The sequence below is a fragment of the Streptomyces sp. NPDC088197 genome, from assembly GCF_044741185.1.
Taxonomy (GTDB): domain Bacteria; phylum Actinomycetota; class Actinomycetes; order Streptomycetales; family Streptomycetaceae; genus Actinacidiphila.
Map to the genome: position 1 here is coordinate 23,197 of NZ_JBIUSD010000028.1, position 16,484 is coordinate 39,680.

Here is a 16,484-nt window from a genome sequence, read left to right on the forward strand (position 1 = left end):
CGGTCGCGGCGGTGCGTGCGCGGCGGTGCGGCTGAACGCGGGCCCGGTGGGCGGCACTTGTGCGCAAGTGCCCGCCCGCCGGGCCCGACCGCGCTACGGCGTGGGCTGGTCCGGCATCTTCCACACCGTCAGCAGCGTGGAGTACGTCGGCATCGGGTCGGTCATCATGTTGCCGGACGGCGTGACGTCGGTGACTTTCAGCATGGCCAGATTGCCCTCCGAGGTCACCGTGCACAGCACCGTGCCCTTGGCGATGTACGTGTCCTTGGCGAGGTCGCCCCGGTAGATCTCGCCGGACAGCGCGTCGGCGCCGACCCCGTTCCTGCACGCCTGGTAGTCGGTGCCGTCGGCCCGGCCGAAGGTGGTGAGGAACCGCATGCTGCCGTCGGCCCAGTCCTGGTACTCGATCTCGTAGCCGTCGGTGTCGCCGATCTGGCCGTTCGGCTCGACCCTCGCGCTGTCCAGGTCCACATGCGTGCCGTGGTTCCAGGCGGGCGAGCGGATGGTGAACTTGCGGTCCTGGAAGAGGACTTGCGGCTGCCCGCCGCCGGGTGTGCCCGGGTCGGCAGAGGAGCCGCCGGGGGAGCCGGTCGGGGCGGTGCTCGCGGGGCCGGTGGTCGGAGCGGCGGCGGGGGACTGGGAGGTGGAGGTGCCGGGGCCGCCACCGAGCGGCGACGTGCCCTGCGGTCCCTTGTCGTCGCCCTTGCCGTCGGAGTGGGTGAAGGCGTAGGTGAGCGTCACCGCGAGGATCACGGCCAGGACGCTGCCGCCGATGGCCATCACCTTCTGCGTCCGGCCGCTGGGGACCCGGCTCTGCCCGTCGTGCCCGTTCCCGTTCCCGTCGTGCCCCTCGTTCCCGTTTCCGGGACCGCGCCCTTGCCCGTCTCCGGGACCGCTCTCGGGACCGCTCGCCCGACCGCTTCCGTCCCCGTGGCCGGTGGCTCCGTGGGCGCCGGTCGCGGGGCCGTCCACATTCGTCGGCCCGAACATGCCCGAGGTGTACGGGCCTGACGCGTACGGACCCGGCGTGTACGGACCCGGCGCGTACGGGCCGGAGGGCGCGGCACCCGTCCCGGCGGGCGGTGCGGCCCGCGGCGCCCCCTGCGGCATCGCGGGCGGTACGGCGGGCGGTACGGCGGGCGCCGGTATGTGCGGCGGCGCGGCGGGCGGTGCCGGGGCCGGCGGCAGGGCCGCGGCGGCCTCCCGCCGGGCTATCTCGGCCGCGAGCGGCTGCGGCAGCCAGCCGCTGAAGTCCCGGAGCGGGCGGCCCGCGCCGCGCTCGCACAGCTCGGCCAGCTCCGCGGGGGTGGGCCGGGCCGCCGGGTCCGCGGTCAGGCAGCGCTCCAGGACGGTCCGCAGCTCGTCGGGGTAACCGGACAGGTCGGGCGGCCGGACGGCGGTGTTGGCTATCTGCGTGGCGAGCGTGATCGCGCCCGCCGTGCCGTACGGGTGCCGTCCGGTGGCGGCGACCGCGGCGATCAGGCCGAGCGAGAACAGGTCGGTGGCCGGGGTGAGTTCGTGCCCGTTGGCGTGCTCGGGCGACATGTACTGCGGGGTGCCGATCAGGCCGCCGCTGCGGGTGAGCTGCGTGGAGTCCGCCGCGCGCGATGCCGAAGTCGATCACCCAGGGGCCGCCCGCGCCGAGCAGCACATTGCTGGGCTTGAGGTCGCGGTGGATGACGCCCGCCGCGTGCACCGCGCGCAGCGCCTCCGCCGCGCAGCCCACCAGTTGCAGCGCGGTGGCCACCGGCAGCGCCCCGTACCGGGCGAGCGCGTCGTCCAGCGGCAGCCCCGGAATGTAACTGGTCGCCAGCCAGGGCCGGTTGCCGGTGGTGTCGTGGTCGACGACCGGCACCACGTGGTAGCCCTGCACCCGGCGCGCGGACTGCACCTCCTGCTGGAAGCGCCGCCTGAACTCCTCGTCCTGCGCGTATTCGCGCCGGATCACCTTCAGCGCGACCGGCTGTCCGCCGCGGGTGTGCGAGAGGTAGACCGACCCCATCCCGCCCTCGCCGATCCGGGCCAGCAGCCGGTAACCGGCCACCTCGCGCGGGTCCTGCGGCTCCAGCGCCTGTAACGGACTCCCGCCCGGACCCTGATCAGAACCCGGTCCCGCGCCCGGCACCGGCACCGGACCCGCACCCGCGCCCGGCACCGGACCCGCACCCGGCACCGGACCACCGCTCGAACTGCTGTCGTGACTGGAGATTTCAGGCACCCCCCGGTAGGCGAACGGGGCACGATGCTACCGGGGGTGTGTACGAGGCGCGGACGTCGTATCGAACCCGCTGACGCCTTGGTGCCGTTCGGTGACATCACCCGCCGAGGACGGCCCCGGGCCGGAGGCCGGAACGGCATCGGGCCTCGCCCCGTATCCGCCTCAGGACTCGCCCGGCACCGGCGCCAGCCGCACCAGCCGGTCACCCGTCCTGGTCCCCGTCGCCACCAAGGTCCCGCCGGGCGGCACCTTCTGATATTTCGTCAGCAGCAACCAGCCGACCCCGTACCGCCGTTGGACCGCGGCGCGCTGCGCCGCCGTCGACTTCGGGTCCAGATACGTGCGCACGGCGGCGAATCTGCGGTCGCGTTCGGCGGCCGGGGTGGACGGGTCGGGCCAGGTGGGGGCGACCAGGAAGAAGCCGTAGGCGGGCAGGACGTGCGTGGCGTAGTACCCGTCGGTGAGGACCACCGCGTCGGCGGGCATGCGGTCCGCGGCCCAGCCGTAGCCCGGCCAGCGCACCGGGTGGTCGACGGTCACCGGCAGGAAGCGCTGCGGCACGACGGCGCCGATCTGCGCGGCCACGCCGAAGCAGAGCGCGACGGCGGCCACGGGCGCGAGCACCGCGCGCAGCCGGGTCCACGGCGGGATCGAGGCCAGTTCCACGGCGAGCGCGAACTGCGGCGGCACGAGCAGCAGCGCGAAGACCCGCCCGTAGGTGTAGTGCCCGCTCACCCACCCGTAGGCGACGATCAGGCAGAAGGCGGCGAACATCAGGACCAGCGGGTCGCGGACGCCGCGCCGGGCGCGCAGCAGCAGCGGCGGGAGGCCGACGAGCGCCAGCCCGTACCACTGCCAGGGGTGGATGTAGAGCCGCTTGTGCACCGCGTCGACCGTGGTGTCACCGGCCAGCGAGAACACGTCGTAGTACGGCCACGCCACGGCCACCAGCAGCGCGAGCGCGCCCGCCAGCAGCCAGCGCGCCGTCACCCGCCGCGACCAGCCGCGCTGCCGGGCCGTCAGCACCGCCACGATCCCGACGGCCGCGGCCAGCGCGGTGATCGGGTGGATGAGCAGCAGCAGCCCGCAGGCCACCCCGAGCAGGGCGTAACCGGCCCAGCCGGTGGTACGGCGGCGCGCCAGCCGGTCGGTGAGCGCCCACAGGTGGAAGGTGACGCCGACCGCGAAGGCGCTCGGGTACGAGGCGCCGCGGGTCAGCGACCACACCCCGCAAAAGCCGCTCCACTCCTTGCCCTGCACGCCCCACAGCAAGGTGAAGGCCAGCAGCGCGTAGACCGGCGCCATCGGCCGTCTGCTCAGCGTCCGCGCGTACACGCCGACGCCGGTGACCAGCACGGCCAGATTCACCGGGCCGCACCAGCGCACGACCTCCCGCCCGGCGGCGCCGGTGGCCCGCGCGATCAGGCCGAGCGCCACGATGTACGGCGAGAAGTACGGGCTGCCGGTGCCCGGCAGGTCGAGCAGCGGATTGGCCGGGTGCCGCCAGTCGGCCTTGACCCGCTCCACCGCCGAGGCGTGCTGCCCGAAGTCCGAGGCGATCGGCGTACGCCAGGCCGCCGCGGCGACCACCAGCCAGAAGAGCGTCCCGACGACGGCGTACGGCGTCACCCGCCAGGCCCGCGCCCGCTCCAGCAGCCGGGCCGGCAGACCGGCCCGCCCGGCCGCGACCGCGGCGCCGTCGGCCGTACCGGCCCCCGGCTCGTCGCCCGCGCCGTCGCCCGCGGTGACCTCTCCGGTCGTCAGTGACGGCAAGGCGCGGCCTTGAGGAGGGTGCGGTCGTGCGGCCGCGGCGGGTGTGCGGCGGGGGCCAATTCGCTCGATGTCATGACAAGCTCCGTGTTCCGGCGGCGGTTCGGTCAGGGTGTCAGGGGGTCAGCCGAGCATCAGGTCCGCCACGCGGGCGGCGGCCCCTCCGTCGTCCAGGTGGCAGAAGGCGGCGCGGAAGGCCGCGTAGGCGTCGGCGCGGCCCCGGACGGCGGCCTCCGGGTCGCGCAGCGCGGCGGTCAGCTCGTCCGTGGTGCGCAGCAGCGGCCCCGGCGCCTGGGCCTCGTAGTCGAAGGTGAAGCCGCGCAGCGTGTCGCGGTAGTGCGGCAGGTCGGGCGTGAACAGCAGCACCGGGCGGCCGGTGACCGCGAAGTCGGCGAGCACCGAGGAGTAGTCGGTGACCAGCACGTCGGCGACGAGCAGCAGCTCCGCGAGGTCGGGGTGGGCGGAGACGTCCCGCACGAAGCCGCCGGGCACCGCCGGGAGGGTGTCGGCGACCAGCGGGTGCGAGCGGACCAGCAGCACATGGCTGGTGGTCAGCTCCGCCGCCATCGCCGCCAGGTCGAGCGGCAGGTGCAGCCGGGCGTGCTCGGCGTCGTACGCCTCGTCGTCGCGGACCGTCGGCGCGTACAGCACGACCGTGCGGCCGGGCGGCAGGCCGAGCCTGGCCCGTACCTCCTCGCGCACCTTGTCGCGGTCCTCGCCGCTGAGCAGGTCGGTACGGGGCAGCCCCGTCTCGGCGACCTCGCCGTCGAAGTCGAGGGCGCGGCGCAGGACCGGGGTGCTCTGCGAGTTGGGGGAGAGCAGCACGCTCCACTGGTGGCCGAGGCTCGGCTGCGGCCACATGTGGGTGAGGTCGGCGCACAGCGTGCCCGCCAGGTCCTGGCCGATCCGCTTCACGGGCGCGCCGTGCCAGGTCTGGACGACCCGCTGGCCCTCGCGGCGGCGGAACCACGCGGGCAGATGCGTGTTGGTCACCACATGGCGGCCGCGGGCCAGCGCCTCGTACCAGTCGTCGCTGCCGCGCAGCACCGCGCGGGCGGTCGCGGGCACCGCCACGGTGTGGTCGCGCACCACCCACACATGGTCGAACGGGACGCCCCTGCGCACCAGTTCGTCGTGGACGGCGCGCGGCGAGTCCGCGCAGTCGCGGCCGTCGAAGCTGCTGTAGAGGACGGTGTCGGTCAACGGGCGGCGCAGCAGCACCGGATAGCGCCGCTCGCGCAGCATCCGCTGCCGGTACGGGCCGCGGTCCGCCGCGGGCACGGGCGATCCGGCCGCCACGAACAGGTGGTCGTGGAACCGCCGGTCGACCGTCACCGGTCGCGCGCCCGGCGCCGCCGGGAGCCGCAGCGGCAGCTCGGCGAACGCCTCCCGCGCGATCCGCACCGGGGCGTCGCCGCCGTCCGCCGCCCGCAGGTGCAGATACCAGCGCCCGGCGTGCGGCAGCGCCGACACGTCCAGCGCGGCGCTGAACCGGCGTACGGGGCCGGCCGGGCCCCGCCCCGCGGCTCCCTCCGCCTCCACGGCAGACGCCGTCCCCGCCACGGCCTGCGCCGGGGTTCCCGCCGCGACCGGGGCGTCGTCCCCCGCTGCCGCAGCGGCGCCCGCAGCCCCCACGGCCCCCGCCGCCTCGGCGGCAGCGGAGTCCGCACCCTTTGCCGCCAGCGTCACCTCGACGCCGACCTCGGCCGCGTACGTGCCGTGCCGCAGGACCAGCCGGGCCGGGGGCGGGGTGTCGGCGGGGAGTTCACCGGTGACCAGGAGGGTGCCGTTGGTGGCGCGCGCCACATGGGTGGCCAGCGGCTGGGGCGTACGGTCGCGCAGCAGCAGATTGCCCGCCGCGGTGGCGTCGACGACCAGCTCGCGCCGGGCCCCGGCCAGCAGCGCGTCGCCGCCGAGGTCGTAACGCCCCTGCGGCAGCGGCCCGTCGGCGGCGATCCGCGCGGTGCCGCCGTCGGCGAAGACCGCCTCGAACGACCAGGCCGCGGCCGTCTCCGGCGCGACCTCCTTGGGCAGCCCCTCGACGTCGGGGCGCGCCCCCGCGAGGTCGGCCAGGACCAGGCGCGCCGTCAGCCGCGTCCAGCCGTCGATGCCGGTGCTCTCCGCGTCGGCGGTCAGCGGGTAGTCGAAGGCCGCGCCCGTCGTCTGCTGCGTGGCCCGCAGCGCGACCGGGGGCTTGCGGTCGCGGACAGCGATCCCGAAGACGACCCCGCCGTCGCCGTCCGCCCGGTGACCGGTGATCCGGCGGGTGACCGGCTCGACCGACAGGTGCAGCCGGCCGTCCTTGTACCAGGGCACGAGCCGGGTGTCGTCGTCCAGCGGGAAGGGGACGGGCGAGGACCCGGCGCCCGCGTCGTCGGCGCGCGGCGCCGCCGGGCGGACCACCGAGCCCGCCGCCACGACGATCCCGAGCCGCCACTGCCCGGCCGTCCAGCCCTCCTTGCCCCGCAGCCGCTTGGGGTCGACGGTGATCTCGAAGCCGGACCAGTCGTACGAGTGCCGCTCCTGCGGTCCGCCGTCGGTCACTTCGGGGACCCGCACGGTCCGCACCGGCAGCAGCAGCTTGCGGCGGCCGGACATCAGCACGGCCGTCTTGAGCGAGGTGCGGCGCGCGCCCGCGTCCACATTGCGCACATACGCGTGGCCCCGGAGAATCAACTTGCCGTCCCGCCACTCCAGTTGGCTGAGCCGGGCGACGACCGGCAGGTCCTTCGTGCCGATGGCGGTCACCGCGCGCGGCAGCGGCACGGGCGAGCCGTCGCCGCGCACGACCACCGCGCGCTTGCGCAGCGGCGGCCCCGCGATGTCGAACACGGTGCGCCCGCCGTGCTGTTCGTGCGCCAGCACCTCCAGCAGGTCCGCCAGCCGCCCTTCCCTGATCAGCTCCCAGCGGATGCGCAGTTCGGCGGGCAGCGCGGGGAAGAGCGTCGGGTCGACGCGGCCGAGGTAGTCGCGGACGCGGTCGAGGAAGACCTGGTGGTATTCCGGTCCCGCCATCGGCAGGGCCTCGATGAAGTACAGCAGGTCGTCGGTGAGCACCGACCGGTCGTAGTCCCGCTTGTGCTTGCTCCAGCGGGTGTTGGCCGGGTCGGCCAGGAACCGCGAGACCCCGTCGACCGCCGCGATCCGGTCGCGTACGCCCTTGACGTCGGTGCGGCGGCGGGTGATCGAGCCCTCGCGGATCCGCCAGTAGTAGACGTGCTCGTGCAGCACGTCCACGGCGTCGGCGAGGAAGTGCGCCGGAATGGTCAGCGGCGTGTCCTCGTACAGCACGCCCTCGGGGAAGGCCAGTTGGTGCTTGTCCCAGAAGGAGCGGCGGAAGACCTTGTTCCACGCCACCCGGTCGGACAGCAGGCCCAGGTCACGGGTGATGTGCGTGCGCCGCACGGTCTTGTCCATGCCCCGGTGCTGCCACGCCTGGCTGCGGCCCTGCGTGGTGAGCCGGTAGACGTTGCCGGTCGCGAAGTCGGAGCCCGACTGGTCGAGCAGGCCGACCAGCTTCTCGTACGCGCGCGGCGGCAGCACGTCGTCGCTGTCCACGAAGGTCAGGTACGACGTCTGCGGCGCCGCGTTCCGCGCCCCGGTGTTGCGGGCGTGGCCGAGGCCGCCGTTGGGCTGCGCGACCAGCCGGAAGCGCGGGTCGCGGTCGGCGAACGCCTGGGCCAGTTCGGGGCCCGAGTCCGTCGATCCGTCGTCGACCATCACCACATCGAGGTCGGTGAAGGTCTGCGCCGCGATCGACCGCAGGCACTCCTCCAGATACTGCTCGACGTTGTAGACGGGGACGACGACAGTGAGGCGGGGCGTCATGGCGGGCAACGGTCCTTCCGGGACGGCGACGGCATACGGATGACGGCACGCGCGCGACGGCACATGCACGACGGCATGCGAATGCCGTTCCTTCAACTCGCCGAAGCGCCTTCCGGTCACCGCGAGTGAGCCGAACGAGCGAAAGGGTGAACCGCCGCAGGGTGTCCGGTTGGTACGCTCGGACGCTATCCCGTACCGGTACGTCTCGATCTGTCCAGGATGGTCATGCCCCGAATCACCGTCGTCGTCCCCGTCCACCGCGCCCAGGGCTTCCTGCGCGCCTGTCTGGAGTCGGTGCTCGGGCAGTCCTTCACCGACGTCGAGGTCGTCGCCGTCGACGACGCCTCACCGGACGCGAGCGGCGCGATCATCGCCGAATTCGCCGCCGCCGACCCGCGGGTCAAGCCGCTGCGGCTGGACCGCACCGGCGGCACGGGACCGGCGCGCGACGCGGGCGCGGCCCTCGCGACCGGCGACTACCTGCTCTTCCTGGACGCCGACGACCTGATGACGCCCGGCACGCTGGCCGCCGCGGACGCCCGGCTGCGCGCCACCGGCGACCCCGATGTGCTGCTCTTCGACCACGAGCGCTTCACCGTCTGGGAGAACATCCAGGAGAGCGAAGACGCCGACTTCCTCGGCGAGGCGGGCGACTCCGTCTTCACCGCGTCCGACCGCCCCGAGTGCCTGGGCACCTACCCCGCGGTCTGGAACCGGCTGCTGCGCCGCGCCTTCTGGGAGGAGCGCGGCTTCCGCTTCGGCGAGGGCGCGTACGAGGACGTCGCCGTCGCCTCCCGCGTCCTGCTCGCCGCCACCGGCATCGCGTGCCTGGACCGGGTCGGCGTGCGCTGGCGCAAGCGGCGCGGGATCAGCGTCGGCACCACGCCCGGCCGCCACCACCTGGCCGTACTCGACCGGTACGAGGCGCTGTTCGCCGAGATCGACGGCGGCGACGAGGCCGAGGACCGCAAGCGGGAGCAACGCGCCGCGCTGTACGGGCGGATGGCCGTCCTGCTCGCGGCCGTCGGCGAGGACGGCTCGCCGCTGACGCCCGACGCCCGGCCGGAGTACGTCCGGCGCGCGGGACGGCTGCTGGGCCGCTACCGGCCCGCGGGCTGGACCGCGCCCGACAGCAACGAGGGCCGCTGGCTGCGGGCCGCGGGCACCGGCAGCTACGGCCGCTACCGCGCGGCGCTCGGCGGCCAGGCGTGGACGCGCAAACTGGCCCGCCGGATCAGGGCACGCAAGAACGCGCTGGGCCGCGCGGTCTACCAGCGCTACTACCGGCTGCGGCTGCGCCGCCCCGTCGACCCCAACCTCGTGGTCTACGCGGCCTATTGGAACCGCGGGGTGTCCTGCAACCCGGCGGCCGTCTACTACAAGGCCCAGGAGATCGCCCCGCACCTGCGCGGGGTGTGGGTGGTCAACAAGAAGGACCGCGAGGCGATGCCGCCCGGCGTCGACCACGTCGTGGTCAACTCCCGCCGCTACTGGGACGTGCTGGCCCGCGCCAAGTACCTGGTGAACAACGCCAACTTCACCGGCCAGGTCGTCAAGCGCCCCGAGCAGGTCTACCTCCAGACCCACCACGGCACACCGCTCAAGCACATGGGCATGGACCTGCGCGCCCGCCCGGCCGTCGGCAAGGGCATGAGCTTCGGCCGCCTGCTCGACCACGCCGACCAGTGGGACTTCTCGCTGGCCGCCAACCAGCACTCCGCCGAGGTCTGGGAGCGGGTCTACCCCAGCGGCTACGAGACGCTGCCCAGCGGCTATCCGCGCAACGACGTGTTCCACACCGCGGGCGCCGACGAGGTCCGCCGCGCCCGCGAGAGCCTGGGCCTGGCCCCCGGCACCACCGCGATCCTCTACGCGCCCACCCACCGCGACTACCAGCGGACCTTCGTCGTCCCGCTCGACCTGGAACGGCTCTGCCGCGAACTGGGCCCCGGCTACACGCTGATGGTCCGCGCCCACTACTTCTACGGGCAGAACGACGCGCTCGAGGCGCTGCACGCGGCGGGCACCATCATGGACGTCTCGCAACACCCGTCCGTCGAGGAACTGAGCCTCGCCTCCGACGCGTTGCTCTGCGATTTCTCCTCGCTGATGTTCGACTACGCCAACCTCGACCGGCCGATCGTCGTGCACGCCGCCGACTGGGAGGCGTACCGCGCCGCCCGCGGCGTCTACTTCGACCTGCTGTCCGGGCGGCACGGCGAGACGCCGGGCGTGGTGGCGGGCGACGAGGCGGGACTGGCCCGCGCTTTCCGCTCGGGGGCCTGGCGCGGCCCCGAGGCGGCGGCGCTGCGGGCCGCCTTCCGGCAGCGGTTCTGCGCGTACGACGACGGGCTCGCCGCCGAGCGCGTGGTGCGCCGGGTGCTGCTCGGCGAGCCCTCGCTGCTGCCGTACCGCCCGCTCCAGGACCGCCGTCCCGCCCCGGCCCCGGCCGGTGCGCGGGACGCGGACCCGACGGCGGGACCGGCGGGGGAGCGCCCGGCGGTCCCGCTCGGCTGAGGCGCGGGAGCCGCTGGAGCCAAGGCCGATCGCGTGAACCGCCCGGCTCGCGTGAACCGCCCGGCCCGCGGGAGCGGCCCGACTGGGTGAACCGCCCGCGCCGCCGGGGCCCTTGGGGCCGCTACAGGCTGCGCGGGTCGGGCCCCGAGGGCTCCAGCGGCGGCGGGCCGGACGGATCGGAGGCGTCCGCCGCGAGCGGGGCCAGCGCGCGGGCGCGGGACGGCGGCGGGGCCAGGTGCCGGTCCTCCGGCGGGATCACGGGCGGCAGCCCGCCGTCCTCGCGCAGGAACACCCGGCGCACCACGCGCTCGGCGGCGAGCCCGTCGTCGTAGGGACAGAACCGGCGCCGGAAGGCGGCCCGCAGTTCGGCCGAACGCGGGCCGCGCCAGGCCCCCGTGGCGAGGATGTCGGTCAACTCGTCCTCGCCGCGCGCCACCAGGCCCGGCGGGTGCGCGGTGATGTCGAAGTACGCGCCGCGGGTGGCCCGGTAGGTCTCCCAGTCCGCGGCGTGCAGCACGATCGGCCGGTCGAGGCCCGCGTAGTCGAACATCAGCGACGAGTAGTCGGTGATCAGGCCGTCCGAGGCCAGGCACAGCTCCTCCGCCGACGGGTGCCCCGACACGTCGATGACCCGCGGGTGCGGGGCCCGGTCGTCCAGACCGTCGCGCGGGTCGCCCGGCGGGTAGAAGTGGTGGGTACGGCGCAGCAGCACCACGTCGGGGCCCAGCGCGTCGGCCATCCGCGCCAGGTCGAGCGCGGGCCGGTAACCGCGCTGGTAGTCGCGGTGCGTGGGCGCGTAGAGGAAGGCGGTGCTCTCGCGCGGGATGCCGAGTTCGTCGCGCAGCCGCAGCACGTCGCGCGCGGTGGCCCGGTGGAAGATGTCGGTGCGCGGCTGGCCGTACTCCAGGGCCGTGAAGCCCGACGGGTAGGCGCGCTCCCAGACCAGCGTGGAGTGGCGGCTCGCCGAGAGGCTGTAGTCCCAGCGGTCGACGTGCCGCAGCATCCGCTCGAAGTCGGTGGTGCCCGCGGCGGCCGGGTGCTCCTGGAGGTCGATGCCCATGTGCTTGAGCGGCGTGCCGTGGTGGGTCTGCACATTGATCTGGCCGGGCCGCTTGGCGTACCTGCGGTGGAAGTTGACGTTGCTGACCAGGTACGAGGCGCGGGCCAGCGCCGTCCAGTACGCGGCCGAGCCCGGCTCCAGGCGCCGTACGCCCGGCGGCAGGGTGTGCGCGTGCTCCGCGGTGGTCACCCACGCGGTCCGCATGTGCGGCGCCAGTTCGCGCAGCCGCTCCTCGACGGCCGCCGGATTGCAGGAGTAGCCGCGGTCCCAGTACGCGGAGAACACCGCCAGGTCCGGGTCGAGCGCGCGCCGCCGCTGCACCCGGTAGTGCGCGTGCAGCGCCGTCGTCCGCAGCCTGCCGTACAGCGCCCTCGCCCGCTGGGTGGCGCGCAGCCGCAGCCGGTGCGCCCGGCCGAGCGCCTGGAAGGTGCGCCGCGCGCCCAGCGCGACCAGCAGGTACCGCACCCCGCTGCGGCCGGTGGGACTGGCCCGGAAACCGCTCGGCCGCAGCCGCCGGTACTGGGCACGGCAGCGGCGGAAGTACTCCGGGCGCGACGAATTCGGCAGCCGGTCGGGGAAGTTGAAGACGGTGGTGAGGTGATCCAGTATCCGGCGGAAGAGCACCGGCCGCCACCGCTCCAGCTCCGGGTGGCTGTCGAGGAACGCGAACAGCAGGTCGTACTGCTTGAAGATGTCGAAGTGCCGCCGGCTGGTGGTGTGCAGGATGCCGCTGCCGCGCCGCTGCCGGTAGTGCACGCAGACCCGGTCGAGCAGCGCGATCGACCCGGCGGCCATCAGCACCGGATACGTCCACGGGGTGTCCTCGTAGTAGCCCGAGGGGAAGGCGATGTCGGACTTCTCGATGAAGTCGCGGCGGTACGCCTTGTTCCAGGCCACCATGATCAGCCGCAGCAGCTCGGGCCGGTCGTCCAGCGTGCAGACCTCGGGGCCGGTCTCGCTGAGGATCGCCGCGAACTGATTGCGGTGGACATCGCCGTTCCAGTACGTGCGGGCGTAGTCGAAGACCAGCACGTCCGGCTCGCCGGTCCGCTCGATCCGGGCGGCGACGGCCTCCAGCGAGCCGGGGACCATGGTGTCGTCGGAGTCGAGGAACAGGACGTAGTCGCCGGTGGCGCGGGCGAGACCCGCGTTGCGGGCCCGGCCGAGGCCGATGTTCTCCGGCAGGTGCAGCACCTCGACGCGGGCGTCCCTGGCCGCGAACGAGTCGGCGATGGCGCCGCTGCCGTCGGGGGAGCAGTCGTCCACGACGATCAGTTCGACATCGGCGAAGGACTGGTCGAGCACGGATTTCAGACAGGCGTGCAGATACGCCTGCACCTGGTAGACGGGGACGACGACGCTGAAGCGGGGCACAGCACATCCAGGTTCGACACGGGGGCGAGGGGCGCACGGGCGCCCATGGCTTTCGCGCGGAGTGCCCGTTATATCCAGGGAACGCGTGGCCGCGCCGCTGGTTACGCTCCGGCGCGTCGCGAGTCGCGGATCCGTACAAGTGCTTTGGTGATGATCGGCGGCAGGACGTTGACCAGCAGACGGCGCGCCCGGGAGCGGCGCGGCGCGGGGGCGGCGGGGGAGGCGGCCGTCGGGGCCTGCGACTCGGCCCGCCCGGCGGGCCCCGCGGTCCGCGCGGCGGCGGATTCGGCGTGCTCCGCGGTCTGCGCCGCTGTCTGGGCCGCGGTCTGGCCTGCGGTCTGATCAGGGGCCTGTGCGGCGGCGGGCGCGTGCCGGGACGGCGGCTGCGACGGCGACACCGTACGGTCCCGGTCGCCCTTGACCCGCAGCAGCGGCGCGCCCGCCACCGTCTGCACCTCGTGCCACAGGTCGGCGCGGCCCGACACGTACGCCAGCAGCTCCGCGCGGATCTCGGCCGGATCCCCCCAGGTGGCGTACATCTTGCTCTCGGTCACGCAGATCGCGTGCAGCCCGCCGGAGGTGACCGCCTGCCAGACGGCGGCGGCCACGCCGGGACAGTGCGCCGAGCGGTAGTCGTCCAGCGCGACCACGCCGTGCGGGTGCAGCAGCTCGCGCGAGGTCTCGATGTCGGCGTGCACGTGCTCGTACAGGTGCGAGGCGTCGATGTGCGCGAACCGGCACGACACCGGCTGGACCCGGTCCCTGACCGTCGAGGACATGCCCTGGACGACCTCGGGCAGCTCGTCGTGGAAGGAGAGGTAATTGGCCTCGAACGAGTGACGGGTCAAGGTCGGGTACGACTTCTTCATCTCGGCGGAGTTGGCGTTGTCCTCGGCCGGGGCGTCGAACAGGTCGCAGACGGTGAAGGTGTCGCCCTCGCGCAGGTAACTCCCCATGAAGATGGCGCTCTTGCCGAGATAGGCGCCCACCTCCAGCAGGTCGCCGGGCTCGGTGCGGCTGACCTGCCGGGTCAGGAACCAGTCGAAGAGGACCTGGTCGACGGGGAAGAACCAGCCCTCGACCTGGGCCAGTTCGGTGGGCGCGGGAAGCCGGTCCTCGGCGGAGGTCATGGTCATGGGGGGATGTCCGTTCGGTACGGGTGTGGGGGGCGTCAGTGTAAAGCGCCCGACGCCCCCCGTTTCGTACCGAATATCCCGCCGCCCCGCGCGTGCGCCGCTCCCCGGTGGCCACCCGGTGGCTCCCGGGCGGCTGTTGGACGGCCGCTGGACGGCCGCTGGACGGCTCCGTGGCGGCTACTTGACGGCGCCCGCCATCACACCGGACACGAACTGCCGCTGGAAGGCGAAGAAGACCACCAGCGGGACCACCATCGACACGAAGGCGCCGGGCGCCAGGATGTCGATGTTGTTGCCGAACTGCCGTACCTGCTGCTGGAGGGCGACCGTGATCGGCTGCGCGTCGCTGTTGGCGAAGATCAGCGCGACCAGCATGTCGTTCCACACCCACAGGAACTGGAAGATGCCCAGCGACGCGATGGCCGGGCCGCCCAGCGGCATGACCACCCGCACGAACAGCCGGATCTCGCCCGCGCCGTCCAGCCGCGCGGCCTCCAGCAGCTCGCGCGGGATCTCCGCGAAGAAGTTGCGGAGCAGGAAGATCGCGAAGGGCAGTCCGAACGCGGTGTGGAAGAGCACCACACCGGAGATGTCACCGAAGATCCCGATGTCGCCGAAGAGCCGCGCGACCGGGATCAGCGCCACCTGCACCGGCACCACCAGCATCGCCACCACGGCGATGAACCACCAGTCGCGGCCCGGGAACTCCATCCAGGCGAAGGCGTAACCGGCGAGCGAGCCGATCACCACGACCAGCAGCGTCGCGGGCACGGTGATCAGCGCGGTGTTCACCAGCGAGTCGGTGATCGCGTGATTGTCCAGCAGCGTGCGGTAGTTGGAGACCGTCAGCTCCGACGGCGAGGTGAAGACCTTCCACCAGCCGCTGGCCGAGATGTCGCTCGGCGTACGCAGCGACGACAGCAGCAGCCCGATCGTCGGCATCAGCCAGAACAGCGCCACCACCAGCAGGAAGACCCGTACCAGGCCGCCGCTCGCGCGGGCCGCGATTCGCGCGGCCACACTCTCCTTCGGCCTCGGCGCGGCCTCGGGCACCGCGTCGCCCTTCGCCGCCTGGCCGCCCGTCTCAGGACCGCCCGCCATGGCGGCCGATTCCGCGCTCATCGCCGTCCCTCCCTGCGCAGCCGCCGGATGTTGAAGATCATGACCGGCAGGACCAGCAGCAGCAGGATCACACCGATCGCGCTGCCCACCCCCTGGTTGTCGCCGCCGCCGAAGGACGACAGATAGAGCTGGAGGGCCAGGACGTTCGCGTCCGACTGGGTGTTGCCGGGCGCGATGATGTACACGAGGTCGAAGATCTTCAGCACGTTGATCATCAGCGTGACCGTGACGACCACCAGGACCGGGGCCAGCAGCGGCACGGTGATCCGGCGGAACACCTGCCACTCGTTGGCGCCGTCCACCCGCGCCTGTTCCATCAGCTCCCGCGGCACCCCGGCCAGGCCGGCCGCGATCAGCACCATCGCGAAGCCCGCCCACATCCAGATGTAGCTGCCGATGATCGACGGCGTGATCAGATTCGGGCCGAGCCAGTTGACGCCGTTGTACTTGCCGGAGAAGTTCGAGGCGGGCAGCCGCAGTTGGGCCCCGGCGGCGGACGCGGGCAGCTTGTACGTGCCGTCCTTCCCGGACTTCGCCGTCGCCACCACCTTGCCGTCCTTGACCGCCTGCACCTTCACACCGGACAGCGCCTTCTCGCCCGGATCGATCACACCGGGCTTCCCGGTGCCGCCGGGCCTGAAGTCCAGCCATACGGTGCCGGTCACCGAATCCGGCTGCGACGGCGCGGGCTTGGCGTCCACGGCGTTCGAGGGCAGCTTGTTCTGCGGGATGCCGATCAGCGGCAGATCCGCGGGACTGCCCTGCCGGGCCGTGGACTTGGTGGTGAAGGAACCGCCCGCGCTCGGCGCGAGATCGCCGCCGGGACGCGGCCTGGCGCCCGGATAGGCCGCGTTGTCGGTGAACGTGTCATGGACCGCGACCACCACGGCGTTCGCGACGCCGCGCCCCGGGTCCTGCTCGTACACCAGCCGGAAGATGATCCCGGCCGCCAGCATCGAGATGGCCATCGGCATGAAGATGACCAGCTTGAACGCCGTGCTCCAGCGCACCCGTTCGGTGAGTACGGCGAAGACCAGACCGAGGGCGGTCGCCACGGTCGGCGCGACCACCACCCAGATCGCGTTGTTGCGCACGGCCGTGAGGATGCCGTGGTCGGTGAAGACCGTGCCGAAGTTCTTCAGACCGACGAAGGCGCTGCCGTCGGCGTCGAAGAGGCTGCGCTGGACGGTGTAGACGATCGGGTACACCACGAGCGCGCCCAGCAGGATCAGGGCGGGCAGCAGGAAGAGCGCGGCCACCCAGGGACGGGTGCCCATCAGGCTCCTGCGGCGGCCCGGTCCCTTGGCGGGCGGGCCGGGCAGAGGGCCGGGCGGGGGGGGGGGGCGGGCCCCCCCCGCCCCCCCCCCCCCCCCCCCCCCCCCCCGCCCCCCCCCCCGGGGCCCCCCCCCCCCCCCGGCCGCCCCCCCCCCCCCCCCGGCCCCCCCCCCCCCCCCCCCCC

8 protein-coding genes and 1 pseudogene are annotated in these 16,484 nt (G+C 73.7%); 1 reads left to right on the plus strand and 8 read right to left on the minus strand.

Annotated elements, in window-relative coordinates:
- Positions 1-93: 93 nt before the first annotated feature.
- The 4 genes and pseudogenes from ACIOC1_RS35060 to ACIOC1_RS35075 form a co-directional block, all read right to left on the minus strand.
- Positions 94-1,545, minus strand: coding sequence for a protein kinase (locus ACIOC1_RS35060; protein ID WP_401858610.1), 1,452 nt, complete (start codon positions 1,543-1,545; stop codon positions 94-96).
- Positions 1,546-1,654: 109 nt separating this feature from the next.
- Positions 1,655-2,002: pseudogene (locus ACIOC1_RS35065) on the minus strand (protein kinase); the annotation flags it as partial.
- Positions 2,003-2,380: 378 nt separating this feature from the next.
- Entirely contained in the window at positions 2,381-3,991 is a 1,611-nt protein-coding gene (locus tag ACIOC1_RS35070) for a hypothetical protein (protein ID WP_391163992.1), read from the minus strand.
- A 120-nt stretch (positions 3,992-4,111) separates the two neighbouring features.
- Positions 4,112-7,816, minus strand: coding sequence for a CDP-glycerol glycerophosphotransferase family protein (locus ACIOC1_RS35075; RefSeq protein WP_401858613.1), 3,705 nt, complete (start codon positions 7,814-7,816; stop codon positions 4,112-4,114).
- Positions 7,817-8,041: 225 nt separating this feature from the next.
- Here ACIOC1_RS35075 and ACIOC1_RS35080 point away from each other — a divergent pair, with 225 nt between their 5' ends.
- A complete protein-coding gene (locus ACIOC1_RS35080; RefSeq protein WP_401858616.1) occupies positions 8,042-10,333 on the plus strand; it encodes a CDP-glycerol glycerophosphotransferase family protein in 2,292 nt (763 codons plus the stop codon).
- A gap of 121 nt (positions 10,334-10,454) precedes the next feature.
- Here the strand turns inward: ACIOC1_RS35080 and ACIOC1_RS35085 are convergent, their stop codons facing one another.
- The 4 genes from ACIOC1_RS35085 to ACIOC1_RS35100 all read right to left on the minus strand — a co-directional run bounded on the left by ACIOC1_RS35085 (position 10,455) and on the right by ACIOC1_RS35100 (position 16,302).
- Entirely contained in the window at positions 10,455-12,767 is a 2,313-nt protein-coding gene (locus ACIOC1_RS35085) for a CDP-glycerol glycerophosphotransferase family protein (RefSeq protein WP_401858619.1), read from the minus strand.
- Between the two features lie 101 nt (positions 12,768-12,868).
- Positions 12,869-13,897 (minus strand): class I SAM-dependent methyltransferase, encoded by a 1,029-nt coding sequence (locus ACIOC1_RS35090; RefSeq protein ID WP_401305061.1) that lies wholly within the window; start codon positions 13,895-13,897, stop codon positions 12,869-12,871.
- A 183-nt stretch (positions 13,898-14,080) separates the two neighbouring features.
- Positions 14,081-15,004 (minus strand): carbohydrate ABC transporter permease, encoded by a 924-nt coding sequence (locus ACIOC1_RS35095; RefSeq protein ID WP_355343274.1) that lies wholly within the window; start codon positions 15,002-15,004, stop codon positions 14,081-14,083.
- A gap of 17 nt (positions 15,005-15,021) precedes the next feature.
- A complete protein-coding gene (locus ACIOC1_RS35100) occupies positions 15,022-16,302 on the minus strand; it encodes a sugar ABC transporter permease (RefSeq protein ID WP_355343277.1) in 1,281 nt (426 codons plus the stop codon).
- Between the last annotated feature and the right edge of the window lie 182 nt (positions 16,303-16,484).